The sequence below is a fragment of the Rhizobium sp. LjRoot258 genome (assembly GCF_964254185.1).
In the GTDB taxonomy this organism is placed as follows: Bacteria; Pseudomonadota; Alphaproteobacteria; order Rhizobiales; family Rhizobiaceae; genus Rhizobium.
The window spans coordinates 1,223,499-1,246,494 of sequence record NZ_CAXUST020000002.1 but is presented as its reverse complement, the minus strand read 5'-3'; the positions used below and the strand labels follow the sequence as shown (position 1 = coordinate 1,246,494).

Here is a 22,996-nt window from a genome sequence, read left to right as displayed (position 1 = left end):
AAATGTCATGCCCCCAACCCCTTTGCAAAGGTTCCGGTACCGACCACCTTGCGGGCAAGCATCAGCGCAATGAAAGAGGGAACCCACAGCATCACCGATAGCACCGCGCCATATTGAACGACGATCTGGTTGTTGATGAAGGTGACCATCAGCACCGGCATCGTGCGGATCTCCGGCGCACCGATCAGCCACGCCCCTTCGGTTTCGTAGAAGGTCCCGACAAAGGTCAGCAAGACGGCGGCCACGATCGTCGGCGCCGCCTGCGGCAAGGTGATCGACCAGAAGGCACGCAAAGGGGTCGCTCCGGCATCACGCGCTGCCTCTTCCATCCGGCGATCGACGTTCTGGAACGCTGCGACGGGAATCCAGATCATCAGCATCAGGGTTCCGACCAATTGAATGAGGACCACGCCCCAGAACGTGCTGATCAGCCCGATCTGCAGAAAGATGCCGGCAATCGCCACCAGGAGCCCGAATTTTGGGAATGCATGCGACGCGAGGAACGACAGAAAGAGGACGTTCCTGCCCGGAAATTTCATGCGCGCGAAAGCATAGGCGGCCGGAAGACAGATCACGGCGGACAGAACAGTTACCGTCGTGGCAAGGCGAAGGCTGAGAAAAAGAGCTTCCCAGACATCGGTTCGCGACAGCGTCAGCGACCAGTAGCGTAGCCCGAATTGCTGCGGGATCACAGCGGGGTAGCGCCAGACCTCGCTAAAGGCCCAGGTGCCAACAACAACGAGCGGCAAAGCGATGAACAACGTCAGCAACAATGCCAGCAAGACGCCGATCCAATCCGCCTGCGCGACTGAGAGCCTTCCAGGCCTCATCACCCGCCTCCCCTGTTCCGGGCGATCGAACGCACATAGAAAATCCCGAAGACGAGGCAGAAGCCGAAGGCGATGACAGCCTGCGTCAGCGCGTTGACGGGGTCGTTCATGTCAGAAAACGTCCGCTGCATGAAGGGGCCCATCATCTCTGGCGAGGCCGGTCCCAGAAGATAAGGCAGCGTGAAGGACGAGAATATCCCGAGGATCGCGAAGGAGGCGGTAACAAGCAGTGAATTGCCCATGCGCGGCATGATGATCGATAGGAAGACGCGCAGCGGCGAGGCACCAACGTCGCGCGCGGCTTCGATCGAGCTTTTCGGGATATTTCCCAGTCCGGCCGTCAACATCAGGACTGTCAGCGGCAGGTTATCCCAGGCGAGGCCGATGACCGGCCCCCACGGGGTCAAGTAGGGCGACGGCAGCTTGGGCAATCCAACGGCGTTCAGCAGGACATCAACGGCGCCATTCGGGCCGATGGTGCGGATGAGGGCATAGGACAGGATGATCGACGGCACGAACATCGGGAAGATGGCGAGCCCTTGCACATAGGCTGAGAGCCGTCCGCGCGAAAAGCGAAGGTAGAGCGCGATCGGCAGGCCGATTGCCAGAAGCAGCACGCCGCAAACCAGCGTCGTCCAAAGCGTGATCCACAGATTGGCGCGACTGTACTGGTCGCTGAAGAAGAAGCGGTAGGAGGCGAAGGACAGCGCTGATGCGTCGTCCGGCTGAGCGACGAAGACCGTGCTCGCCACCGCCGACAGGATCGGGTAGATGATCAACCAAGTCAGAAGAAGGACAGGCAGGGCAACCAAGGCAAGCCCCACCCAGCCCTGCCCGCTCGCCGGCGCAGAAAGCCGCGCCAGCAGCGGAAGTGTCATTGACCTGCGCATCAGGTGCGGCTGATGCCCGGGGCGACATTGCGATACCAACCATCGTTGACGGTGGTTTCCCAATCGCCGCTCGGGAAGGTGGGGATTGTCGCCGGAATGACGTCGGCATACTTCTGGCGCAGCTCATCCGAGATGTGGTCCCAGGATACGCCCGGGAAGCCGCCGATTTCGGTGATGATGGCTTCCTGCATTTCCTTGGTCAGCAGGAAAGCGGCAAGCGTCATCGCGACATCCTTGTTGGCGCCGATCGAGAACACGGTCATGCGGGAGAAACCGCCGCAAAGCGCCAGATCACCCAGTTGCACGAGGCCGGTGGTCTCCGGCAGAACGCCCTGCGAAATCGCCTGCAGCACCTGGTCGGACCAGGCAGGCGTCATCGTCACGACGCCCTGTGCGAGAAGTTGGATCGACTGCGTGTTGCCGGCCGTATAGGCGCCCTTTTCGTAGAGCGATGGCGCCAGATCGTTGAGAAGCGCCCAGGCCGGCGTCAGTGTCTGGCTGGCATAGGTAGCGGTGAAGTTGTCGATGGTGAACTTCTTCGGGTCGCGGCCGTTCGCCTCATGAATGGCACGGCGCACGAAGTTTCCGCCGGAACCACCCTTATCAGGGCGGTTGTAGATGAACTGGCCCGGATTGGCCTTGATCCATGCCGTCAGCTGCTCCCAGCTCTTGGGAGCATCCTTCGGATCGAGCTTGGTCTTGTCGTAGGCGAGCAACACCTGCGATCCGCGGTAAGGCAGCGAGTACTTGCTGTCGACGGCCAACGGGTTGAGGTGATCGAAGCCTTCAATGTTCTGCGCCGAGAATTCCACCCAGAGCCCAGCTTCGGCGCCAGCCGGCGGAAGGCGCGGATCGAAATGCTCGAAGATATCGGCTTGCGGATCCGTCTTTGTCTTAAGCGCCGCCAGAGCGCGGTCTGCAATCGCGCGCAACCCGGTGTTGTCACCAGCGTCGGTGATCTTCACAGCCAAATCCGGATGAGCCTTTTCGAAGGCCGGGCGGACGATGTTGTTCCAGAAGTCGATGATGTTCGCGTCCGATCCACTGTAGAGATCGATCGTCTTTGTCGCGGCCGCTGCCAGACGTGGCAGCATCAGCATGCCTGCGGCGGCGGTTGTGGTGACAAGGAAATCGCGTCTGTTCATTGCCCTCTCCTTCGGCTCGGATTTAGAAGGCTGTGCTATTCCCGACGCGTAACAGTGTCATGACAAGCAGCCGCATTGGCGAAAAATTGCACAGCTGTGCAATCCTCCTTCTCCCGACCGGCCAGAGGGGTCCCCCACAAGCTCCTCATCCGCCCCGAACTGTTCTGCTCTTCGAAATAGTCTCCCACGAGACGGGCCACGCGATTTTGCAGGGAGCATGGCATCCAGCGAGACGGGAGGCGAAAGGGGAGATTGCGGCACTGATCGAGAAGCCCCTTGTTTCGGTCGACATGCACACGACCGCAGTCTCTCGTCGTTTCCGGCTCCTGAGATTTCCGTTTCGCCTGGTGGTCTATTGCGCGTGTTTGGTAATATGACAACGAGTGGGTTTCGCGAATAGTCTAGAGGTGGCGGTCCCCAACACGGCGCGTTTCGGCAGCATAGCCGGGTTCGGCCAGAGTTAGTCGATGTCTGCCATCCGCACGAGCAGCTTGCCGAAATTCTTCCCAGTCAGCATCCCGATGAAGGCGTCAGGCGCGCGCTCGAGACCGTCCACGACGTCTTCCTTGTACCTGATCTGCCCCGACGCTACGAGCGGGCCGATCTCTTTCTCGAAGGCGCCGTAGTGGTCCTTGACGAATTCCGACTGAATGAAGCCTCGGATCCGCAGGCTACGTCGCAGGACTGCCGACATGGTAGCGGGCAGCCTGTCATGCTCAGCCGCACCCGGACCGTTGTATTGGGCGACCAGACCGCAGACAGGCACGCGGGCGAACTGATTCAAGAGCGGAAGCACAGCGTCCCAGACGTGGCCGCCGACATTTTCGAAGTAGACATCGACGCCCTTCGGGCAAGCCGCCTCGAGATCGGATGCGAAGTCCTTGGACCGGTGATCCACCACCGCGTCGAAACCCAGTTCCTCTCGAACAAAATCGCATTTGTTCTTGCCGCCCGCGATGCCAACCGCCCTTGCCCCGGCGAGTTTCGCAATTTGTCCGACCATGGATCCAACAGGACCGGAGGCGGCCGCGACGACGACAGTTTCACCGTCCTTGGGTTGGCCAATAACCTTCATGCCGCTGTAAGCGGTGAAACCGGGCATGCCCAATACGCCGACAGCAGTCGTGATGGGCGCGCCACGCGTATCAAAATGATGGACAATATCCGCCTTCACGACAGCGTCGGTGCACCAACCCGTTCGAGCGCGAACCTTGTCGCCGGGTGCGAAATCCGGATGACGCGAGCGAATGACTTCGCAAACGGTCTCGCCCTCCATGACACCACCCACTGGCGTTGGTGCCGCGTAGGACTTGGCGTCGCTCATCCGACCGCGCATGTACGGGTCCAGCGAAAGGTACAAAACCCGAAGGGTCACCTCGCCTTGCTGGGGTTCGGACAACTCCAGCTCTTCGAAACGGAAGTTTTCGAGAGTTGGAGCACCCTGGGGTCTACTTGCGAGAACGACACGTCTGGCGATTGGCATATGGATCTCTCTTTGCTGGCAACGCTCGACATCAATCAGATAGGCACGATGCGTCGACTTCAAGGATTGGACATCCCTGATACGGTTTGAATCAAAGCAGGCCTTTCTACTGTCCTCTCGAACGACGAAATGGGCCGAGCGAAGACATTCAGTGACCGGCTAAGCGCCGGTCCAATAGTCTTCAAAGTGGCTTCGCTCATTCTTTGAACCCCGATCGACAACGGCGCTTGGCGGCTCGGCCTCCAATTTCGATGAATACTGCCTACAGTGGGAAGTCGGCGAAGGTTGCAGGCTCCCTGCTGGTGGTCGCTGAAAACACTTCAAGTTCGCATCGTCCAGAATGCCAGGATACGATCCGCTAACGCCACCTGAAGGATCCGATGCCATGTCTGCGGATTTTACAGTGAAGAATTAGTTGAGGAATCATTCATAACAAAATGATTATAAAGGATTTTCTAAAGCTCTAAGTGTATTATTTTGCTAACCATCCGGAAGCGTCAAAATGGTTTGCCAACGATTTCGAAGATGACGCCTCCCATTTGCCGGTCTTCAATTGATCTCCGGATTGATCCAAAGCTGCTCGTCCTGGAGGAGTACGCGCGAACGACCTTCAGCTCGAATTCCGCCCTTCCTTTCACCCCATCGCGTACTGAATGTGATATCGGCCGTGCACGCTCGACCGCTCGATATGGGCGCGGACACCAAAGACTCGGCCGATCAATTCTTTGGTCAGGACTTCTTCGGTTGTCCCTCCGGCCACAACCTCCCCCTTTTGCAGCACTGCCAAGCTGTCGCAGAACATGGCTGCTAGATTGAGGTCATGCATTGCGATGATGCAGGTAATTCCTAGTTTCGAGACCAAGGATAGAATTCCGAGCTGGTGCTGGATATCGAGATGGTTGGTCGGTTCGTCGAGGAGAAGCTCGCTCGGTCTCTGCGCTAACGCTCTGGCGATATGGACCCGCTGGCGCTCGCCTCCTGAAAGCGTCTGCCAAAGCTGGTTTTCCCGACCCTGCATGTCGACACGTTCGAGCGCGTCGTTGACCGCGGCGTCGTCTTCTGCAGCCCACGAAAACAACCGCCCACGATGCGGCGTCCGTCCGAGCTGGACGACATCACGGACAGTCAATTGCGTGTCGGTTGAAGACTGCTGTTCCACGAGAGCCACGCGTTGGGCGAGACTTGCTCTCGATAGTTCAGAGATATCGTCCTCATCAAGTCGGATGACACCGCTGTGCACCTGGCGCAGACGGCAGATCAGGCGAAGCAGGCTCGACTTCCCGGAGCCGTTTGGTCCGAGCAGACCAAGTACCTTGCCGGTTTCCACCGTGATCGTGACGCCGTTAACGATGACCGTGTTGGCGGCGGCGTAGGTCACTTTATCGATCGAAATGCTCACGCGCTCCTCCGGACACGATAGAGGATGACCGCGAAGGCCGGCGCGCCGAAGAGAGCGGTGACCACGCCGATCGGAAGGATCTGCTGCGGGATGATGATCCGTGAGATGATATCGGCGAGGACCATGAAGATAGATCCGCCGAATGCCGTCGCCGGCAGCAAACGCGCGTGGGAAGGCCCGACGATGAAGCGGGCTGCATGCGGTATCACGAGCCCGACGAAGCCGATCGACCCGACGATGCTGACGACCGCGGCAGTCATGACTGCCGTCACACCAAAAAGAACGATCTGAACGCGCCGCACGGCAATTCCGAGTGAGGCCGCGGCATCGGTGCCGAAGGCGAAAGCGTCCAAGGCACGGGCATGAACAAGGAAGACGACAAAGCCGGCGACTGCGATTGGCACCGAGAGGTATACGTCAGGCCAGCGGACGCCGCTTAGCGAGCCCAGGAGCCAGAACAATACGCCGCGCGCTTGCTCGGCATTGGCCGACGTCGTGACGATGTAAGACGTCAAGGCATTGAAGAGCTGCGACCCGGCGACGCCGCACAGGATAATGCGCTCGCTCGATCCGCCCGCTCTAGTGGCGAGTATGCCCACAAGCACGAACGCAATCACTGCTCCGATAAAGGCACCACCCGACAACGTCAGGACGCCGTAGCCGAAGCCCAGGATCATCACGCAGACGGCTCCTGTCGAAGCTCCGGCAGAGATGCCGAGTACATAAGGTTCCGCCAAGGGGTTGCGAAGTAGCGCTTGAAGGATCCCCCCGCAAAGGGCCAGCGATGCTCCCGCGCTTGCTGCCACCAACGCCCTGCTGAGACGATAGTCCCATATGATGCCTTGGTGGATGCGGCTGAGTTCGAACGCCGTTCCGAACAGCCGGTTCGACACAGCCCTCACCGTCGTCACCACAGGAATCGCGATTTCTCCGATGGAAACGGCGAGACTGATCATCAATCCGATGAGAAGGAATGCGGTGAAGGTGAGCGCAAGTAGCGCCCACCATGCCCGCGGTCGGAATGTCGCCCTGCTCACTGCGCCAAGCCGAAGGACTTGATGCCGCTCGCCAAAGTCTCGATGCCGTCGATCGTGCGGATCGTCGGATTCATCGACTGGGCGTCCATCATGATGAAGTGCCTATTCTTGACGGCGTCGAGTTCTTTCGTGACCGCATCGTTCTCAAGGAAGTCGACCTTCACCTTCGGATCGTCGGCGGCGTATCGGCGACGATCCATGGTCGCGATGACAATGACGCGCGGGTTTGCCTGGGCGATCGTCTCCCAGCCCACCAGCGGCCATTCCTCTTCCGTGGTCACCACATTCTTTGCGGCAATGGTCTTCAGAATATATGCGGGCGCACTGTTCTTGCCGGCAACGAAAGCATCGCCATTGACTTCCTTGCTGGAGAACCAGAACACCACGGGCAGGTTCTTGCTCGATGCCGCGGCGATGGACGCGACGGCGTCGGCCTCGCGCTTCTTCAAGTTGGCGACCAAGGCGTCACCGCGATCCTTAACGTCGAAGATTTGCGCTAGTTCGGTGATCTCCTGGTAAATCAGGTCCATCGTGAACAGCTCTTTCCGGACACCGTCTCCACCAACGGTGTTGATTTTTGCGACGCAATCCGTCGGTGCGATGTAGGTGTCGATGCCAAGATCAGCGAACTGCTCGCGCTTGCCGACCGATCCCTGAGCGCCAACATGCCATTCGAATTCGGCAGCCACCAGATCGGGCTCCTCGCCGACCACCGCCTCGAAGCTCGGGTCATTGTCGGCGAGGCGTTTGATCTTGCTGTTGGCGTCGGCATATTGCGGCAGGACCGGCCCTACCCACACTGCAGTTCCCGCGGTTTTGTCGGCGAGGCCGAGCGAATAAAGGACCTCGGTCATTCCCTGACCGATCGAGACGATCTTTTCGGGTGCTTTCTTGAACGTAACTTCTTGTCCGCAGTTGGTGACAGTCAACGGATATTGGGTGGCTGCAAGGCTTGTGCCCGCAAGGCCGGTCAGCCCGAGGGCGAACGTCATGGCGGCGAGAATCTGGCGCATGGAAACCTCGATTTAAGAAGGACAAGCACTGCGGCGTCGCGCGATGGCGCACACGGACGCATGCTTACGTGGTAGGACCGCAGGAAGCCCAATCGAGGCGGGAGATTGTCATAGATCGGCAAAGGTTCAGGTCAAACATGTCTGGTCCTTGTCCAGGCATCCCCGCCCGGCTGATTGGATCGTGTTTGACGGCAGGTCTCCTGGCTCGCGAATATGCGCCGATCATCTGCCTTCCCGCGATGTCGCTGTCGCAGTGGCATGGCCATTGGCCCTGGGATGATCGGCAATCCGCTTACAGTTGCGGGGGCAGCCACGGTTTCGGTCCCTGTTGGGTCGTCCTCACCGTGTTCCCTATTAATCCCCTCGGAGTCATCCTTGGGGAACCGTCACGGACAGTTACGGTGAGCAACTATATCGCGTCAATACAAAAGTTTGGACTTAGCACCCATCCAACGAGCCCCGAAGGACGAAGTCCCCTGACCTGCTACGTCGCCATGGCGATGGTGCACCCACACGGCCTGATCGGATCGGACCGTGCTGGTCGCACCGACCACAGTATCGTGATCAGCATCGCAGATGCGCAGCAGGCCGTTTAGGACATCCGGGACGGCATCTCGATCAGAATATCAAGCAGACGTTCGGCATAAAGGAAAGGGCGGTAACATTCTTATTCATGGTAGTTTAAAGCGCCACTAACTCGGTTAATGGTGACGTTATCTACCATCGTGCGGCCATTTCGATACTCTTGACGCTACAAACTTCTCGCGTGTCTGGTAAATCCTGACCATCTCAGGTGACAACTCCGTAAGCCGAAATTGAACGCCCATAGGAAGATCGTATTTGCCGGAGAACTTCCTTGATGGGTGCTCTGTCCTCTGGACGTTGTAGCAAACATCACTTTGGCACACTGCCGTCGGGAGGTGGCATCCGCTCCATTGGTTCTCGATGCAAATCAACAGTCAGCAGCCCTAGACGTGCGATTCCGAGATTTCCTCTGGCTCGGCCTCGGCCAACATGCCGCGATAGATTCCGGGAATGGATCCCTCGATCGGTACGGCGCCGACGCTCCGCCGGTAGAAATCCATGGGTCCAGCACCGCCGATGACGCCATAGGCGTAGCCCTGCGCATGCATGTCGAGGAGCGTCGTCAGGAGTAACGCATGGCCAGCACCCTGGCCGCGGGCTGCGCTATCGACGCCAGTTGGCCCGAAGAAGCCCTTTGCCGTCGCCTCGTGGCAGGCAAAACCGATCAACGTGCCATTCTGGATGGCGACGAAGCATGTCGGTGGCTGCCGCATGACGGCAGCCGTTGCCTCGGACGACCAGCCAACACCGAAGCGCGGAGTGATCCAGTCGGTCAAAGCCTTCAGCTCCGGCGGCAAAACGCGGCGGATGGTGATGCGTTGGCGTTCCATTCTAGCATCAAGGGCGGCATCGGGCTTGAGATCGTAGAGCTTGACGAGCATATCCATGATTCGTTCCTTTCGATCTTCAACCCTTGACGGCACCGGCGGTCAGCCCGGCGACGATGCGCCGCTGGAAAACGAGCACCACTGCGATCAGCGGCAGGGTCACGGTGACGGACGCCGCCATGATCTGTCCAAAGGGATATTCATAACGGTTGGTGCCCGCGATTAAGCCGATCGCCACCGGCACCGTGCGGTTTTCGTCCGTCAAGGTAAACGTCAGGGCAAAGAGGAATTCATTCCAGGCGAGGATAAAGGCGAGGATGCCGGTACTTGCGAGCGACGGTCCCATCAGTGGCAGCAATATCTTCAGAAGAATGCGCAGATGCGAGCAGCCGTCAACAATGGCTGCCTCCTCCAGTTCGCGTGGAAACTCGCGGATAAAGGTGGTGAGGATCCACGTCGTAAACGGCACGGTCGACAGCAAATATGTCAGCACGAGCGCGCTTGGCCGGTTAAAGAGCCCGAGCCAGTTGATGAGCTCGAACATCCCCGAAAGCACGACCACCTGGGGAAAGATCGAGATCATCAAGATAACCATCAGCACCGCCCGGCGCTGCGGGAAATCGATCCGCCCGAGCGCGTAGGCGGCGCTGATGCCAATCACCAGAGACAGGAAGGTCGTCGTAACCGCCACATAGGCGGAATTCAGCAGCGAGCCCATGAAAACCGGATTGTCGATCAGCTGCCGGTAATAGGTGAAATCGAGTGCCGGCAGGAGAACGGACCGGTAAAGCGCTGCTCCCTGCTTCGTCGATGAAACGAAGGCCCAGTAATAGGGAAACAGCGTGTAGATGAGGACAAGGAACAGCGCGAATATCTGCAAACCGCGCAGTGCGCGGCGCCGCAGCCTGTAATAGGAGCTGGATCTGCGGACCGGGAGGGGAAGCGTCAGATCGGTCATTGTCAATGCCCCGCCGCCTTATCGAGCCGCAATGCACCGATGATGATGATCGCCACCAGAGCCACCAGCAGGAAGACCCAAGTCGAGGCGGAAGAGCCCACTCCGAGTTCCTGGAAGCTGATCAGCCGGTCGCGGGCATAGATGGATACTGTCATGACCTTTTCGTTGCTGCCGGCAAGCACATAGGAAAGGTCGAACATGCGTAGCGCATCGAGTACGCGAAACAGGACTGCAACACCGATCGCGGGCCTCAGCATTGGAAGCGTGATTGACCAGAACCTCTTCCAGGCTGGAATGCCGTCAACTTCGGCGGCCTCGAAGATCTCCTGGGAGATCATCTGCAGACCTGCGAGGATCAGCAGCACCATGAACGGGGTCGTCATCCAAACGTCGATGAAGATCACCACGCCCATGATCAGCGAACTGCTTGCCGTCCAGGCAACGCCATGATCTATGAAGCCAAGTGCCACCAGGATCTTGTTGATGACGCCGAACTGGTCATTCAGCATCCATTCCCAGATTCTGGTAGCAACGACCACAGGGATGGCCCAGGGTACCAGGATGGCGGCGCGCGCAAGTCCGCGGCCGGGGATGGCCTCGTTGATCAGGAGCGCGATCGCAAGGCCCAGCGCCGTCTCGATCGTAACCGAGACAACGGTGAAGACCAGTGTATTCCTGACGGCGAGCCACCAGCTGTGGTCGTTGAAGACCTCGATGAAATTGTCGAGGCCGACCATTGAATAGACGCTGGGATCGTCGAGATAAGCGTCGGTAAAGGCAAAGAAGAATGTCCGTCCGAGCGGCCAAACGGCGACCACCAGCATGGCGACGATGACTGGGAGAAGGAAGAGCCAGGCGGCACGGTGATCGCGGCGAGCAAGGCGTGCGCTCATCGGATGGCCCTCCTAACGTCTGACGGTTCCGCCATCAAGCCGAGTCGCGTGCCGTCGGCGGCAAAGAGAAATACCGCCTGATCGTCGAAGGAAAGCGTGACCGTCTGGCCGATTGTCTCCGCCGCCGGAGCTGCCGCGAGGCGGATGACCCAGAGCGCGTCGCCGGCGATCCGGCAATAGGCGAAGTGTTCGTGACCCAGGTCCTCGACGCGTTCGAGCACGCAGTCGAGACGGCCCGCACCGGTCGGCACGATGCGCACGGCCTCCGGCCGGACGCCGATCTCGGCAATCGTTTCTCCATCGCCAGCCTTCGGCGTCAGCGACAGGCCGCCGGGACCGATGACGCGTGTGCTATTGTCGCCTGTCTGCGTCGCAACCGGGAGAAAGTTCATGCGGGGGCTGCCGATAAAGCCGGCGACGAAACGATTGTCGGGCCGATGATAGAGCTCCGAGGGCGTACCGATCTGCTCGATCCGGCCATGATTGAGGACGACGATCCGGTCGGCAAGCGTCATCGCCTCGGCTTGGTCGTGCGTGACATAGATCATCGTCGTCTTGAGATCGCCATGCAGCTTGGCGATCTCCATCCGCATTTCCATTCTGAGGTCGGCATCCAGATTGGACAGCGGCTCGTCGAAGAGAAAGATATCGGGCTGCCGGACCAGCGCCCGGCCGATGGCGACGCGTTGGCGCTGGCCTCCTGACAACTCCCGTGGCCGCCGATTAAGAAGATGGTCGACCTTCAGCATGCGGGCGACCGATTGCACCTTCTTCGCAATTGCGTCGCGGCGGATGCCCATCGTTTCCAGCGCGAAGCCGATATTCCGGGCGACGCTCATATGCGGGTAGAGCGCATAGGATTGAAAGACAAAGGCAACGCCACGCTTCGAGGCCGGGACGTCGGTTACGTCGTCGCCGTCAATCCTGACCGTCCCAGAGGATGCGGAGATCAGCCCCGCCACGATGCGAAGGAGCGTTGACTTCCCGCATCCGGATGGACCGACGAAGACGATGAACTCGCCATCGTCGATCTTCAGATCCACATTATGAATGACACTTTGTGTTCCGAAACTCTTCGAAACAGACTCCATCGAAACCGATGCCATTTTTCACCTTGGCTTGCGCATAGGGGCACGGCCGGCGCAGCGCCGGCAGCGAAAAACGAGGGAGCCTTAAGGTCGCAGCTCCCTCGCCTTTCAATCAGCGGCTCTCTTTGAGCTTTTCCAGGCGCTTGGCCAGCGAAGCGAAGCCTTCCTTCGGATCGGCGCTGCCCGATAGCATGTCGTGGGTGGAGCGATAGAAGGCTTGTGAGACGCGGTTGTAACTGGTTCCCGTGTAGCCTGACGGACGTACGGCGCTATCGGCAAAAGCCTGCTGGTTGTCCTTCAGGAAGGGGATCTTTTCCAATACGTCCGGGTCACTGTAGAGCGACTGGATGGAGGGGTTAAGGGTTGCCTCGACGGCGCGCATCTTCTGCATGTCCGTGCCGGTGATGAAGTTCACGAAGTCGGCTGCGACTTGCGGCTTGGCACTGTATTTCGAGACGCCGTAATACATCGGCCCGAGGCAGCCGCTGGACTTCTGGCCGTCCTTGCCGACCGGAAGCGGCATGACGCCGACTTTGTCGATCACCGAGCTGCCTTCCTTGTGGGAGGTGCCCCAGACATAGGGCCAGTTGCGGTGGAATACGGCATCGCCGGATTCGAAGACGGCGCGTGATGCCTCTTCATCATAGTTCAACACGCCTTCCGGGCTGATCGAGCCGATCCACCCCTTCGCCTTTTCGATGGCTTCGGCGGCCTGCGGGTTGTCGATCGTCACCTTGCCGTCATCGGCGATGATGGTCCCGCCGCCATTCGATGCGATCAGCTCGATCGCGTCGCAGGTCAGGCCTTCATAGCTCTTCGCCTGCCAGGCATAGCCCCACATCTTGTCATTGCCGGCAGCCCGCTCCTTTTCCTGAATTTCCTTTGCCGTGGCGGCAAGCTCGTCCCAGGTCTTCGGCGGCTGCTTGCCGTATTTCTCCAGAAGGTCCTTGCGATAGAACATCAGGCCGACGTCCATATAGGCCGGCATGGCGACGAGATTGCCGTCGAGCTTTGCGGCGTTCAGCGTCGAGGCGAAGTGCTTGTCCTGGTCGGCCTGCGGGATCATCGATTTCAGATCGAGGAGGTTCGCCTTGAACATCCCGAGCCAGATTACGTCGAGGAACAGAACGTCGATGTCCTTCGACTTTGCCGCCAGCAGCTGCTGATAGATCGGGATCGCATCGTCCAGCAGAGCCGGCATCTTGTTGATCTTCGCTTCATTGCCGGTCTTCGCCTTCCAGGCGTCGGCAACCTTGGTGCAAAGTTCGAATTCAGTGGGTGCGCAGAAGACGGAGATGGTTTCCGCATGTGCCGCACCCGCCCACAGGCCGGCATAGACTGCAGCCGCAGCGAGGCATTTCTTCAACATGAGCTGTTCCTTGTCTTTATCACACTTGCATTGTGGGGAACTCTGTGGCTCCTGACCCAATAGGACTGGTTATGACCAGTCATGTCAACTGGACTCTGCTTCCATTGCAAGCAAAGATGCAAAGGCGGATAAATCAGTGTCGAGGCGGAGAGCGTAGCGTGACGACACGTGAGCGGGAAAGAGCGACGGAAAGGCATGCGGCAATCGATCGGGCCGACCCTCGCCCGCTCCACCAGCAGGTCTATGAAGATCTGCTGGCATCGATCCGCGATGGGAAAGTACCTTTACGCGGCAAGCTGCCGTCGGAGCGCGAACTCGTTTCGCTTTACGATGTCAGTCGCATCACCGTGCGGCATGCCGTTCGCGAGCTGATACGCCAGGGCGTTGTTCGCAGCCAGCCGGGCAAGGGTTTGTATGTGGCGGAAAATGGCAAAGGATTTGAACTCGAGGTTCTCCGAAGCTTTACGAGCACGGCGCTAGCAAGTGGCCGTGTGCCAGGACATCGCCTTCTCAGCCTGGAAGTGGTGAAAGCGTCCCTCGAGATCAGTCGGCCGCTGTTTCTTGCGCCAGCATCAGATGTGATCGTGCTGTCTCGTCTGCGCTTGTTGGACGGCGTGCCGGTCGTCCTCCAGACCGACTGGGTACCGGCCTCCCGCGCGCCAGGCTTGACAGACCTGGACTGGTCTGTCGCAAACCGTTCGCTTTATGCCGAATTGCGAGAAATCTACGGGATCCAGCCTCGGCGTGGACAAACGAGGTTGAGCGCGCGTTTGGCGAGTGAAAGCGAAGCTGAGATGCTGGAGCTTCCTCGGCCGGCCGCCGTACTGACTGTCGACCAGATTGCCTTCGACGAACGCGACCGGCCAATCAACATGACGGCACTTGTCCATCATCCCGACCGTTACCCACTGACGTTGCTTCAGTCGGCGACGGGCGACTTCCGCGAATATTAGTCGGGGCTATCGATGCGCATCACGGCGCTGACCATGACAGCCAGCCGCAGCAAGGAACGATGTAGAAAGCCTTGGCCAGTGGCTCTAAAGTCAAGCGAGCGTCTCGGTTTCAAAAGCAGGCCGTCGGGAGATGGCAGTTTATGTCGGGGAGGACCGCCCGGCGAGACTGGAGAAGTCGGCACACTCTTGAAGGAGCGGGGCCGGACGGTTGTTGCTGAAACTTGGAGCCGTCCTCTTTGTTCCGTCGATCTAAAAAGAGTTTGAAAGCGGCCTGTTCGATGTCGAGAACGCCGATCAAATGCGGTCGACGAGTACCCATTGTCCCATAATACCTCGTGCGGCGACCGTTGCCGGGTCGGCGCACTCGCTCCTGTTTAAGAAAACGTGAGAGTTCATTGTTTTTGCTCACGAACGCTTTCAGTTGCGCGGCGACACATCATTGCATTTGCGATGGTTTCAAGCTCGGTGACCCTCACCCAGAGCGTGGCTCAGACGCGGCGGGCGAGAACGAAGGAAAGGTGACGAAGAGAGACAGAACGTTGCCACAGGATTGTAGGATTCCTACAAAAATCGATTGGAACTTCAAGCGTTTCCTCTCGTTTCTTGTTCGCGGAGGTGAGCCATGCCAGTCGATTCACGCGAATGGATCAACGAACACGATCATCGAGGGGCGTCGGATCTCCTCAGGGCCGTCAAGATCGCCTTCAAGGCTCACTCTGGACAAACCGATAAGGCAGGTGAGCCGTATTTTTCCCATTGCAAGCGCGTTGCCGACGCTGTCGAAGGGGATGACGAACGCATTGTCGGCTTCCTGCATGATGTCGTGGAAAAAGGAGACGGTTGGACCCTCGAGCGACTGGCAGAATCTGGCTTCAGCACAGAAATTGTGGAAGCCGTCGATGCGCTTACACGACGCCCCGAAGAGACTGATCAAGACTTCGTCACGCGCGCTGCCGAAAACAGGCTTGCCCGTCCCATCAAGGTTGCCGACCTCAGAGACAATCTTGCGCAGGCCCAAGAGGTGGGTGCCGACACTTCCAAGTATGAGGAAGGTCTTCGGATCATCGAGATCATGGAGGCGGATCCGAAGTCGCCGGAACAGGACGTTCCTTCATCATGACATGGAGGACTTCCCAATGATCGAACAAACCAACACCTCACCCCCGGTGCAATCCAGAGCAGGAGCAAGCCGATCAGCGCGACCGCCCGCCAGATCCTTTTCTCGCCCTTTCCGGTCTCGACTATGATTAGCACGGTTTCAATGTGACGCACGGATCCGCAGGAGGCTGAAGGGGTAAAGGCTGATCGCTCTCGCAGGCGCTGGCGGTCGCTCGCGTTTCCACTCGTCTATGCCGTCCGCAGTCGGTTCTGCGGATCGGCGATCGTTTATCCGGCCCATCGAGGCTTTCGAGGCGTTAATCCAAGAAAGCTTGACGTCGCGAGCCTCGCATCCATCATACTCGGGCTTTGAGGTCGTGAGACGTCGCCTGCCGGCCCAAAGTTCGCCCTATGACCAGGACAAGAAGCGCGGCTGCGGCCAGGCAGACAGCGAGGAAAAACATCGGCGCGATTGTGCTACCCGTTGCGTCTTTGATCCAGGGCACGACATTCTGCGCGACGAACCCTCCGAGATTTCCCACCGAGTTAATAGCAGCCAGTCCCGCCGCTGCTCCCGCCCCGCGGAGGAACCGCGACGGCAGGCTCCAAAACACTGGCTGCCCCGCAAAGATTCCGGCTGCTGCCACACATAGAAGCAGAAATTGCACCACGTGGTTCGGGATAACTGCCGATAGCAAAAGGCAGACGGCGCCCACAAGTGCCGGGATGACAATATATGGCGTCTTCGATGCCGCACGGTCAGCTGCGGATGGCACGACATAAAGAGCAATAGCGACCAGAACCCACGGAATGATATTCAGGAGGCCATTTGTCGTGTTGCTGACGCCAAAGCCCTTTACAATGGTTGGGAGCCAGTAGCTCAGACCATAGGCTGCGAGGGGAAACCCGACGTAGCAGAGCGACATCAACAACACACGCGGATTGATCAGAGCCTTGAAGCCGTCGCCAGCGGACGCCTCCATGCCGGAATTCTCTCTTGCGAGACGATCTTTCAGCCAAGCCTGTTCATCGGGCGTGAGGAACTTCGCATCCGCGGGTCTGTCAGCCAAATAAAATAGAGTGACAACGCCTGCGATGACCGCCGGTATTCCCGTTGCGATGAAGACCCATTGCCATCCCGCAATCCCGTACAGTCCGTCCAGATCCAGCAACACCCCTCCCAAAGGAGCGCCCACTGCATTGGCGATCGCACTGAAGATCATGAACAAGCCGACCATTGTGCCGCGATAGGCAGAGGGGTACCAAAGCGTCAGAAGATAAAGCACACCGGGAAAGAAGCCGGCCTCGCAAGCCCCCAGCAAGAAGCGAAGAATGTAGAACATCGTAGCATTCTGCGTATAGGCGAGCGCGATCGTGACGGCGCCCCACGAAATGAGAATGCGGGCAAACCACTTGCTGGCGCCAAATTTGTCGAGCAGCAGATTGCTCGGGACCTCAAATATGAAATATCCGACGAAGAATAGAGATGCCCCCAGCCCATAGGCGTATTCGGTCATTCCAAGCGCCCCGACCATATCAAGCTTGGCGAAGCTCACGTTCTGGCGGTCGATGTAGGCGATCAAATATAGAACGCCGAGAAACGGCATGAGCCGCCAGGTGATTTTCGAAATAAGTTGTTTCTCCACAATCACGCAGTTTCCTCCCTTTCCAAAGTGCGACATAGCCAAGATAGAGCGCTGGCGCGTATATCAACCAAAAAGCGTGGAGGGTTGGCGCGACAATCCGATGCGCAGGCGCCGCCAAAGGATGGCTCTCCATGAACGCAGGGCTTCGGAGGCGAAGCCGGCATGCCAGAGCTGATTGGGATGTCGGGTTTGTCTTGGATGACAGGCCGCGACCCGATCAGATCACGGTTTGAGCCAGCTGTTTTGCGAAGTGTCTGGTTGTCCGGCGCCATGTTTGACGCGGCGCCGTTCTCGCCTGTTTGCTGCAGGCGCTCCCTTGCGCTCACCACGAAGCCGCCCCGCGATGCTACTTCTGGAGGATGTGCTGTCGTGTGAGCTCCGCAAACAGCTTCCCGTCCCTGTGTTCGATCGCATCGATCATCATGTGATGCTCCCGCCCGGATTGCTCAATGCGTGCGCGCGTTCGCCATTGCGCGACCGGGGCGGAAGAGGTCCGCTGGCGGATCTCCGTTACAAGGTCGACCAGCTCAATATTGCCACCAAGCATCAGCAGCTGACGATGGAAGGCAAGATTTGCCTCATAGAGTTCCAACATCGTTCCGTTCAGCGTCGCCTCGTCGAAATGCTCCGCAAGCTTGCGAAGGGCGCGGACATCATCTGCCGATGCATTTTCCACGATCGTCCCGGCAACCGCGGTTTCAAGAATAACGCGGATCTCGCTAACTTCTCTCGCCCGGCGCCCGTCTGGCTCATAGACATGATAACCACGGTTTGGCACATGCTCGACCAGCCGCTTTTGAGCGAGGCGATCGAGTGCGCGACGCACGTCCGGGCGGGTACAGTTGTAACGTCGCTCCAGATCAACCTGCTTCAACCACGTTCCCGGCATCAACGCCCCCGCCAGAATGTCCTGGAGAATAAGGTCTGTCACGTCACGCGCGCCTGAAGCCTCTGCCCTTGAATCCAAGATGGCATCTGCCATTCAAAATCCCCTGTTCTTTCCTGAACCGATAGCACGGCGCATCGAATTTCTGTAGGCGCCGAGATAACTAAGATCGGGCGACATTTATTCGTGCATACGGATTGCACTAACGTTTTTTGTATCATAAATTGGCGCCAATTTTGGATACTATTCGAAGCAAAGCAGTTTTGAAAGCCATGAAAAACGCCGACACCGTATGGGACGTTGTAGAAGCCAAGAGAGACGGCTTCTTTGCCTTGAGCGACCGCATCTGGGACATGCCAGAGACGAATTACGAGGAATACCGCTCTGCCGAAGAGCACGCCCGTCAGTTGGACGTTGAGGGATTTCGTGTCGAACGAGGGATAGCGGGATTGCCAACAGCAGTCATGGGCGAAGCCGGTGAAGGCGGGCCGGTCATCGCAATCCTAGGCGAATTTGATGCTCTGCCCGGCATGAGCCAGGAAGCCGGGATCGCAGAACAGCGTGAGGTCAAGGCGAATGGCAACGGCCACGGATGCGGGCATAACATGCTGGGTGCAGGCTCAATGCTTGCTGCGGCGGCCGTCAAGGAATTTCTCGCAGCCAATGGCCTGAAGGGCCGCGTGCGGTACTACGGCTGCCCGGCGGAGGAAGGCGGTTCATCTAAGGGTTTCATGGTCCGCGCGGGCGTCTTCGATGACGTCGACATTGCCATTTCCTGGCATCCGGCCGCGTTCGCTGGAGTAAACAACCCCGTTTCGCTGGCATGCAATGAGATCAACTTCCATTTCACCGGACGATCTTCGCACGCGTCGGCAACGCCACATCTTGGCCGCAGCGCGCTCGACGCCGTCGAACTTATGAATGTCGGCGTGAACTACATGCGCGAGCACATGCCTTCGACCGCTCGCATCCACTACGCCGTAACCGATACGGGCGGTTCGGCACCAAACGTCGTCCAAGCACGTGCAACGGTTCGTTATCTGATCCGCGCACGAAATCTTCCGGAACTGCTCTCCTTGGTCGAACGGGTGAAAAAAGTAGCGCAAGGCGCTGCTTTAATGACCGAAACGTCGGTGCGCAGCGAAGTGATCAGCGGCGACGCCAATCTCGTTGGCAATGTCCCTCTTGAGGAACTGATGTTCGCCAACCTGCAGCGGCTTGGGCCGCCGGTCTTCGATGATGCCGACCGCGCAATGGCGCGCAGATTTCAGCAGACGATGAGCTCGGAGGATATCTCATCTTCCTATGCCCGCTTCGGATTGAAGCCGAAGAAGGACCAGCCACTGTGCGATGAAATCTTTCCGCTCTATGCCGGCGACAGTACTATCGTGGGCTCTACAGATGTCGGAAGCGTCAGCTGGGTTGTCCCGACCGTGCAGATGCGCGGTGCGACCTACGCGATTGGAACGCCTGGCCACTCCTGGCAGTTAGTTGCTCAAGGCAAGCTTCCGGCAGCCCACAAGGGCATGGAACACGCAGCCAAGGTCATGGCCAGCACGGCGATCGAGCTTATCGGCAATCGCGCGCTCATCGACGCTGCCAAGGCGGATCTGAGAGGCCGTCTCGATGGCACGCCCTTCGTCAACCCAATCCCGAACGATGTTCAGCCGCCGCTGCCAGAAAGGCAACCTCAATGATCCAACCCAGCATTCTAGAGCTGGTCAGCTTCGGTTCCGACGGTTGGGGCAAGGCTTTGCTTGCCGGCGCGTGGATGACAATTCTGATCGCGCTGGCAGGCTACTCCATTGGAGCCGTAATTGGCTCATTCGGAGCTTGGGCAAAGATCTCGGGGGGACGCAGCGTTCGGTTTGCTGCCGACACATATACCACGGTGCTTCGCGGCATTCCTGACTTGTTGGTGATTTTCCTTTTCTATTTCGGCGGGAGTGCCGTCGTTACCGCCTTTGGTCGCCTGTTCGGTGCGGAAGGTTTTGTCGGCTTTCCCGGTTTCCTGGCCGGGTCGCTCGCGGTTGGTGTTACCTCCGGCGCGCAATTCACAGAAGTCTTTCGTGGCGCGTTCAAGGCTGTCCATGCGGGTGAGATCGAGGCGGCGATTGCCTGTGGCATGGGGCGGTCTCTTCGATTTCGCCGCATCATCGTGCCACTGACGCTTCGGCACGCTTTGCCGGGACTGGGCAATATCTGGCAGGTGGTCCTGAAGGAATCGGCCCTTGTTTCCATTACCGGAGTTGCCGAGCTGTTGCGCCAGACGCAGATCGCCGCCGGCTCGACCGGGCTGCCTTTTGACTTCTACCTGATAGGTGGCGGCATTTATCTCGTGATTTCAACTGGTTCTGGGATCCTTCTCCGGCGCGCTGAAAAGCACTTCTCGCGGGGCGTTAGGAGAGTGTGATGGACTTCGCATTTCTGTCCGAAACTTTCGTCAGCCTCATCTCGGCAATCCCGCTGACGCTGGAGCTCGCTGCCACCTCGATTGCGCTTGGCGCAATTTTGGCGCTCGCTATTGCCCTTTGCCGTCTATCCGGCATCTTCGTGCTTGAGTGGTTGGCACGCAGCTATGTCTTCGTCTTTCGCGGAACGCCACTGCTGGTCCAGATTTTCCTGATCTATTACGGCCTCGGGCAATTTCCGGCGGTGCGACACAGCATCCTTTGGCCATTTCTGCGCGACCCTTATTGGTGTGCCGTTTTAGCGCTGACCATCAACACCGCCGCATACGCCAGCGAAATCATACGCGGCGGCTTGCTTTCCGTGCCTTTTGGTCAGGTCGAAGCAGCTCGCGCTTGCGGAATGCCTCGGCTCATGCAGTTCCGTCGCATCGTCTTGCCACTTGCAATCCGTCAGGCGTTGCCAGGCTACAGCAACGAGATGATCGCGATGGTCAAGGCAACATCCCTGGCCTCGATCATCACCCTCATGGAAGTGACAGGTGTCGCAGGAAGGATCATTTCGGAGACGTACCGTGCGATCGAAGTTTTCATCGTCGCAGGCGCGATCTATCTGGCGATCAACTTTATGCTGACGCGCTTTGTTCATCTTGTCGAACACTGGTTGAGCCCGCACTTGCGCCAGCCGATTGCTCAAAGTCCTGCGGCTAAAGTCGCTCCCGCACTTGAAGGAGACGCCCAATGACCGTGGCGACCGCTTCCCTTTCGCCGATCGCGCTAAGGGTCAGGAACTTACACAAGAGCTTCGGCCCCCTGGAAGTCCTTAAAGGCATCTCGCTTGATGCGCATGAGGGCGACGTTGTCTCCATCCTCGGCTCGTCTGGATCGGGAAAATCCACCTTCTTGCGTTGCATCAACCTCTTAGAGGCACCCGATTCCGGCGAGGTCACGGTCGCCGGCGAAACCATTCGCATGCAGGCGAATGGTCACAAGGGCAGCCATCCCACCGATCGCAGACAGGTCGATCGCATTCGTTCTCAGCTTGGCATGGTGTTTCAAAGCTTCAATCTTTGGTCTCACAAGACCGTGCTTGAGAACGTCATCGAGGCACCGGTTCACGTACTGGGCCGAGCCAGGAGTGAATGTGTCGAAGAGGCCGAAGCACTGCTTGCCAAGGTTGGCATCGCCGAAAAACGCAACTTCTATCCCGCTCACCTATCTGGCGGCCAGCAGCAGCGCGCGGCAATTGCTCGTGCCTTGGCAATGCGCCCAAAGGTGATGCTCTTCGATGAGCCGACATCAGCGCTCGATCCAGAGCTCGTCGGCGAAGTTTTGCGCGTCATGCGGTCACTGGCCGAAGAAGGGCGCACCATGCTCGTCGTCACGCACGAACTGGGATTTGCCCGCAATGTCTCTAATCGCGTCGTTTTCCTACACAAGGGGTGCGTCGAGGAAGATGGCAAGCCGCACGACGTTTTCAGCAATTCTCAGTCGGAACGCTTCCGGCAGTTCATCAGCAAATAACTCAACCTCACGAGGAAAAAGGGGAGCATTAAATGACATTTCAATCTCGGGTCCTGACGGCCGTTTCCACCGCGGTTTTGCTTGCCGCAGGGAGTGCGCACGCTGAGGACAAGAAGTGGACGACAGTGACCATCGCCACAGAGGGGGCATTCAAGCCCTACAACTTCACCAAGCCGGACGGTTCCCTCGATGGTTACGAGATCGAGCTGTCCAAATACCTCTGCAATCAGATGAAGGTCGAATGCAAGGTCGTCGTCCAGAACTTCGACGGCATGATTCCGGCTCTCAACGCGGGTAAGTTCGATGCCATCATCTCCGGCATGTCGGCAACTGCAAAGCGCGAACAGGTCATCGCCTTCAGCGACTCATATGGTTCCACCGGCCAGGCCTTCGCGACATCGAGATCGAGCGATCTCGCCAGCCTTCCGGAAAAGGGAGAGGTCTTCTCGCTCGCCGGTGACGAGGCAGGCGCCATTGCCGAGATCGACAAGATCAAACCGATCCTGCAGGGCAAACTCATCGGCGTGCAGACGGCATCGACGGCTGCTGCTTTCGTCGACAAGTACCTCAAAGGAGTTGTCGAGGTTCGCGAATACAAGACCACCGAGGAACACGATCTCGACCTGAAGGCCGGTCGCGTCGATCTCGTTATGGCCTCGATGGCATATCTGACGACCGCATCACAGAAACCGGGCAACGAAGATATGACGACGGCAGGTCCGCGCTTCCAGGGCGGCTTTCTGGGTCGCGGCAGTTCTGTCGGCTTGCGAAAGGATGACACACAGCTGAAGGCGATGTTCAACGACGCGATCGCTGCCGCAAAGGCCGACGGTACCGTTAAGACACTGTCCGAGAAGTGGTTCGGGTTCGATGTCACCCCGAAGTGAAAGCTGCGCAACGACCAGAACGTATGTGGCGGTACGGGCGCACGAGGGTGCCCGTACTCGTTTGAATGTCGGGCCGA

General features: G+C 58.6%; 21 protein-coding genes and 1 riboswitch. Of the genes, 7 read left to right on the top strand and 14 right to left on the bottom strand.

The genetic code is table 11. The features are described 5' to 3' along the window. Positions 1 to 5: 5 nt before the first annotated feature. The 12 genes from ACSQ9D_RS26640 to ACSQ9D_RS26585 all read right to left on the bottom strand — a co-directional run bounded on the left by ACSQ9D_RS26640 (position 6) and on the right by ACSQ9D_RS26585 (position 13,517). The gene (locus ACSQ9D_RS26640) at positions 6 to 830 is read right to left on the bottom strand and encodes an ABC transporter permease (RefSeq protein WP_436284841.1); all 825 of its coding nucleotides are present in this window, start codon (positions 828 to 830) and stop codon (positions 6 to 8) included. Beyond that, positions 830 to 1,708, bottom strand: coding sequence for an ABC transporter permease (locus tag ACSQ9D_RS26635; protein ID WP_436284840.1), 879 nt, complete (start codon positions 1,706 to 1,708; stop codon positions 830 to 832). Before ACSQ9D_RS26635 ends, ACSQ9D_RS26640 begins: the two co-directional genes overlap by 1 nt. Before the next feature lie 11 nt (positions 1,709 to 1,719). Then, positions 1,720 to 2,865 (bottom strand): extracellular solute-binding protein, encoded by a 1,146-nt coding sequence (locus ACSQ9D_RS26630; RefSeq protein WP_436284839.1) that lies wholly within the window; start codon positions 2,863 to 2,865, stop codon positions 1,720 to 1,722. Positions 2,866 to 3,325: 460 nt separating this feature from the next. Beyond that, complete coding sequence (locus ACSQ9D_RS26625; RefSeq protein ID WP_436284838.1) at positions 3,326 to 4,348, bottom strand: NADP-dependent oxidoreductase; 1,023 nt, start codon at positions 4,346 to 4,348, stop codon at positions 3,326 to 3,328. 634 nt (positions 4,349 to 4,982) lie between these two features. Next, on the bottom strand, positions 4,983 to 5,747 hold the full coding sequence (locus tag ACSQ9D_RS26620; RefSeq protein WP_436284837.1) for an ABC transporter ATP-binding protein: 765 nt from the start codon (positions 5,745 to 5,747) through the stop codon (positions 4,983 to 4,985). Then, on the bottom strand, positions 5,744 to 6,784 hold the full coding sequence (locus ACSQ9D_RS26615; RefSeq protein ID WP_436284836.1) for a FecCD family ABC transporter permease: 1,041 nt from the start codon (positions 6,782 to 6,784) through the stop codon (positions 5,744 to 5,746). The genes ACSQ9D_RS26620 and ACSQ9D_RS26615 overlap by 4 nt, the downstream gene beginning before the upstream one ends. Continuing rightward, positions 6,781 to 7,797 carry an ABC transporter substrate-binding protein gene (locus ACSQ9D_RS26610; RefSeq protein WP_436284835.1) on the bottom strand — a complete coding sequence of 339 codons (1,017 nt, stop codon included), beginning with the start codon at positions 7,795 to 7,797 and terminating at the stop codon, positions 6,781 to 6,783. The genes ACSQ9D_RS26615 and ACSQ9D_RS26610 overlap by 4 nt, the downstream gene beginning before the upstream one ends. A gap of 173 nt (positions 7,798 to 7,970) precedes the next feature. Beyond that, a riboswitch (cobalamin riboswitch) is annotated at positions 7,971 to 8,200 on the bottom strand. A gap of 565 nt (positions 8,201 to 8,765) precedes the next feature. Further along, positions 8,766 to 9,269, bottom strand: coding sequence for a GNAT family N-acetyltransferase (locus ACSQ9D_RS26605; protein ID WP_436284834.1), 504 nt, complete (start codon positions 9,267 to 9,269; stop codon positions 8,766 to 8,768). 19 nt (positions 9,270 to 9,288) lie between these two features. Then, positions 9,289 to 10,167, bottom strand: a complete 879-nt coding sequence (locus ACSQ9D_RS26600; RefSeq protein WP_436284833.1) for a carbohydrate ABC transporter permease — start codon at positions 10,165 to 10,167, stop codon at positions 9,289 to 9,291. A gap of 2 nt (positions 10,168 to 10,169) precedes the next feature. Continuing rightward, positions 10,170 to 11,060, bottom strand: a complete 891-nt coding sequence (locus ACSQ9D_RS26595) for a carbohydrate ABC transporter permease (RefSeq protein ID WP_436284832.1) — start codon at positions 11,058 to 11,060, stop codon at positions 10,170 to 10,172. Next, on the bottom strand, positions 11,057 to 12,166 hold the full coding sequence (locus ACSQ9D_RS26590) for an ABC transporter ATP-binding protein (protein WP_436284831.1): 1,110 nt from the start codon (positions 12,164 to 12,166) through the stop codon (positions 11,057 to 11,059). Before ACSQ9D_RS26590 ends, ACSQ9D_RS26595 begins: the two co-directional genes overlap by 4 nt. 94 nt (positions 12,167 to 12,260) lie before the next feature. Beyond that, positions 12,261 to 13,517 carry an ABC transporter substrate-binding protein gene (locus tag ACSQ9D_RS26585; protein ID WP_436284830.1) on the bottom strand — a complete coding sequence of 419 codons (1,257 nt, stop codon included), beginning with the start codon at positions 13,515 to 13,517 and terminating at the stop codon, positions 12,261 to 12,263. Positions 13,518 to 13,675: 158 nt separating this feature from the next. Here ACSQ9D_RS26585 and ACSQ9D_RS26580 point away from each other — a divergent pair, with 158 nt between their 5' ends. Further along, entirely contained in the window at positions 13,676 to 14,470 is a 795-nt protein-coding gene (locus tag ACSQ9D_RS26580; RefSeq protein ID WP_436284829.1) for a GntR family transcriptional regulator, read from the top strand. A 622-nt stretch (positions 14,471 to 15,092) separates the two neighbouring features. After that, positions 15,093 to 15,590: an HD domain-containing protein gene (locus ACSQ9D_RS26575; RefSeq protein WP_436284828.1), complete on the top strand. Its 498-nt coding sequence runs from the start codon at positions 15,093 to 15,095 to the stop codon at positions 15,588 to 15,590. Between the two features lie 334 nt (positions 15,591 to 15,924). Here the strand turns inward: ACSQ9D_RS26575 and ACSQ9D_RS26570 are convergent, their stop codons facing one another. Both ACSQ9D_RS26570 and ACSQ9D_RS26565 read right to left on the bottom strand, forming a co-directional pair. Then, on the bottom strand, positions 15,925 to 17,220 hold the full coding sequence (locus tag ACSQ9D_RS26570) for an MFS transporter (protein ID WP_436284827.1): 1,296 nt from the start codon (positions 17,218 to 17,220) through the stop codon (positions 15,925 to 15,927). 340 nt (positions 17,221 to 17,560) lie between these two features. Continuing rightward, positions 17,561 to 18,196: a GntR family transcriptional regulator gene (locus tag ACSQ9D_RS26565; RefSeq protein ID WP_436284826.1), complete on the bottom strand. Its 636-nt coding sequence runs from the start codon at positions 18,194 to 18,196 to the stop codon at positions 17,561 to 17,563. A 176-nt stretch (positions 18,197 to 18,372) separates the two neighbouring features. Here ACSQ9D_RS26565 and ACSQ9D_RS26560 point away from each other — a divergent pair, with 176 nt between their 5' ends. Genes ACSQ9D_RS26560 through ACSQ9D_RS26540 form a run of 5 tightly spaced genes read left to right on the top strand, consistent with a single transcriptional unit; the run spans position 18,373 to position 22,919 of the window. Next, the gene (locus ACSQ9D_RS26560; protein WP_436284825.1) at positions 18,373 to 19,797 is read left to right on the top strand and encodes a M20 family metallopeptidase; all 1,425 of its coding nucleotides are present in this window, start codon (positions 18,373 to 18,375) and stop codon (positions 19,795 to 19,797) included. Beyond that, positions 19,794 to 20,513, top strand: coding sequence for an ABC transporter permease (locus ACSQ9D_RS26555; protein ID WP_436284824.1), 720 nt, complete (start codon positions 19,794 to 19,796; stop codon positions 20,511 to 20,513). The genes ACSQ9D_RS26560 and ACSQ9D_RS26555 overlap by 4 nt, the downstream gene beginning before the upstream one ends. Beyond that, entirely contained in the window at positions 20,513 to 21,253 is a 741-nt protein-coding gene (locus ACSQ9D_RS26550; protein WP_436284823.1) for an ABC transporter permease, read from the top strand. The genes ACSQ9D_RS26555 and ACSQ9D_RS26550 overlap by 1 nt, the downstream gene beginning before the upstream one ends. Beyond that, a complete protein-coding gene (locus ACSQ9D_RS26545) occupies positions 21,250 to 22,032 on the top strand; it encodes an ABC transporter ATP-binding protein (RefSeq protein WP_436284822.1) in 783 nt (260 codons plus the stop codon). The genes ACSQ9D_RS26550 and ACSQ9D_RS26545 overlap by 4 nt, the downstream gene beginning before the upstream one ends. A 32-nt stretch (positions 22,033 to 22,064) precedes the next feature. Further along, entirely contained in the window at positions 22,065 to 22,919 is an 855-nt protein-coding gene (locus ACSQ9D_RS26540; protein ID WP_436284821.1) for a transporter substrate-binding domain-containing protein, read from the top strand. Positions 22,920 to 22,996: the final 77 nt, after the last annotated feature.

Coding starts and splice junctions, on each gene's coding strand:
- ACSQ9D_RS26640 (WP_436284841.1), bottom strand. CDS start 830: ATGAGGCCTGGAAGGCTCTCAGTCGCGCAGGCGGATTGGATCGGCGTC.
- ACSQ9D_RS26635 (WP_436284840.1), bottom strand. CDS start 1,708: ATGACACTTCCGCTGCTGGCGCGGCTTTCTGCGCCGGCGAGCGGGCAG.
- ACSQ9D_RS26630 (WP_436284839.1), bottom strand. CDS start 2,865: ATGAACAGACGCGATTTCCTTGTCACCACAACCGCCGCCGCAGGCATG.
- ACSQ9D_RS26625 (WP_436284838.1), bottom strand. CDS start 4,348: ATGCCAATCGCCAGACGTGTCGTTCTCGCAAGTAGACCCCAGGGTGCT.
- ACSQ9D_RS26610 (WP_436284835.1), bottom strand. CDS start 7,797: ATGCGCCAGATTCTCGCCGCCATGACGTTCGCCCTCGGGCTGACCGGC.
- ACSQ9D_RS26605 (WP_436284834.1), bottom strand. CDS start 9,269: ATGGATATGCTCGTCAAGCTCTACGATCTCAAGCCCGATGCCGCCCTT.
- ACSQ9D_RS26600 (WP_436284833.1), bottom strand. CDS start 10,167: ATGACCGATCTGACGCTTCCCCTCCCGGTCCGCAGATCCAGCTCCTAT.
- ACSQ9D_RS26595 (WP_436284832.1), bottom strand. CDS start 11,060: ATGAGCGCACGCCTTGCTCGCCGCGATCACCGTGCCGCCTGGCTCTTC.
- ACSQ9D_RS26590 (WP_436284831.1), bottom strand. CDS start 12,166: ATGGCATCGGTTTCGATGGAGTCTGTTTCGAAGAGTTTCGGAACACAA.
- ACSQ9D_RS26585 (WP_436284830.1), bottom strand. CDS start 13,517: ATGTTGAAGAAATGCCTCGCTGCGGCTGCAGTCTATGCCGGCCTGTGG.
- ACSQ9D_RS26575 (WP_436284828.1), top strand. CDS start 15,093: ATGCCAGTCGATTCACGCGAATGGATCAACGAACACGATCATCGAGGG.
- ACSQ9D_RS26565 (WP_436284826.1), bottom strand. CDS start 18,196: ATGGCAGATGCCATCTTGGATTCAAGGGCAGAGGCTTCAGGCGCGCGT.
- ACSQ9D_RS26560 (WP_436284825.1), top strand. CDS start 18,373: ATGAAAAACGCCGACACCGTATGGGACGTTGTAGAAGCCAAGAGAGAC.
- ACSQ9D_RS26555 (WP_436284824.1), top strand. CDS start 19,794: ATGATCCAACCCAGCATTCTAGAGCTGGTCAGCTTCGGTTCCGACGGT.
- ACSQ9D_RS26550 (WP_436284823.1), top strand. CDS start 20,513: ATGGACTTCGCATTTCTGTCCGAAACTTTCGTCAGCCTCATCTCGGCA.
- ACSQ9D_RS26545 (WP_436284822.1), top strand. CDS start 21,250: ATGACCGTGGCGACCGCTTCCCTTTCGCCGATCGCGCTAAGGGTCAGG.
- ACSQ9D_RS26540 (WP_436284821.1), top strand. CDS start 22,065: ATGACATTTCAATCTCGGGTCCTGACGGCCGTTTCCACCGCGGTTTTG.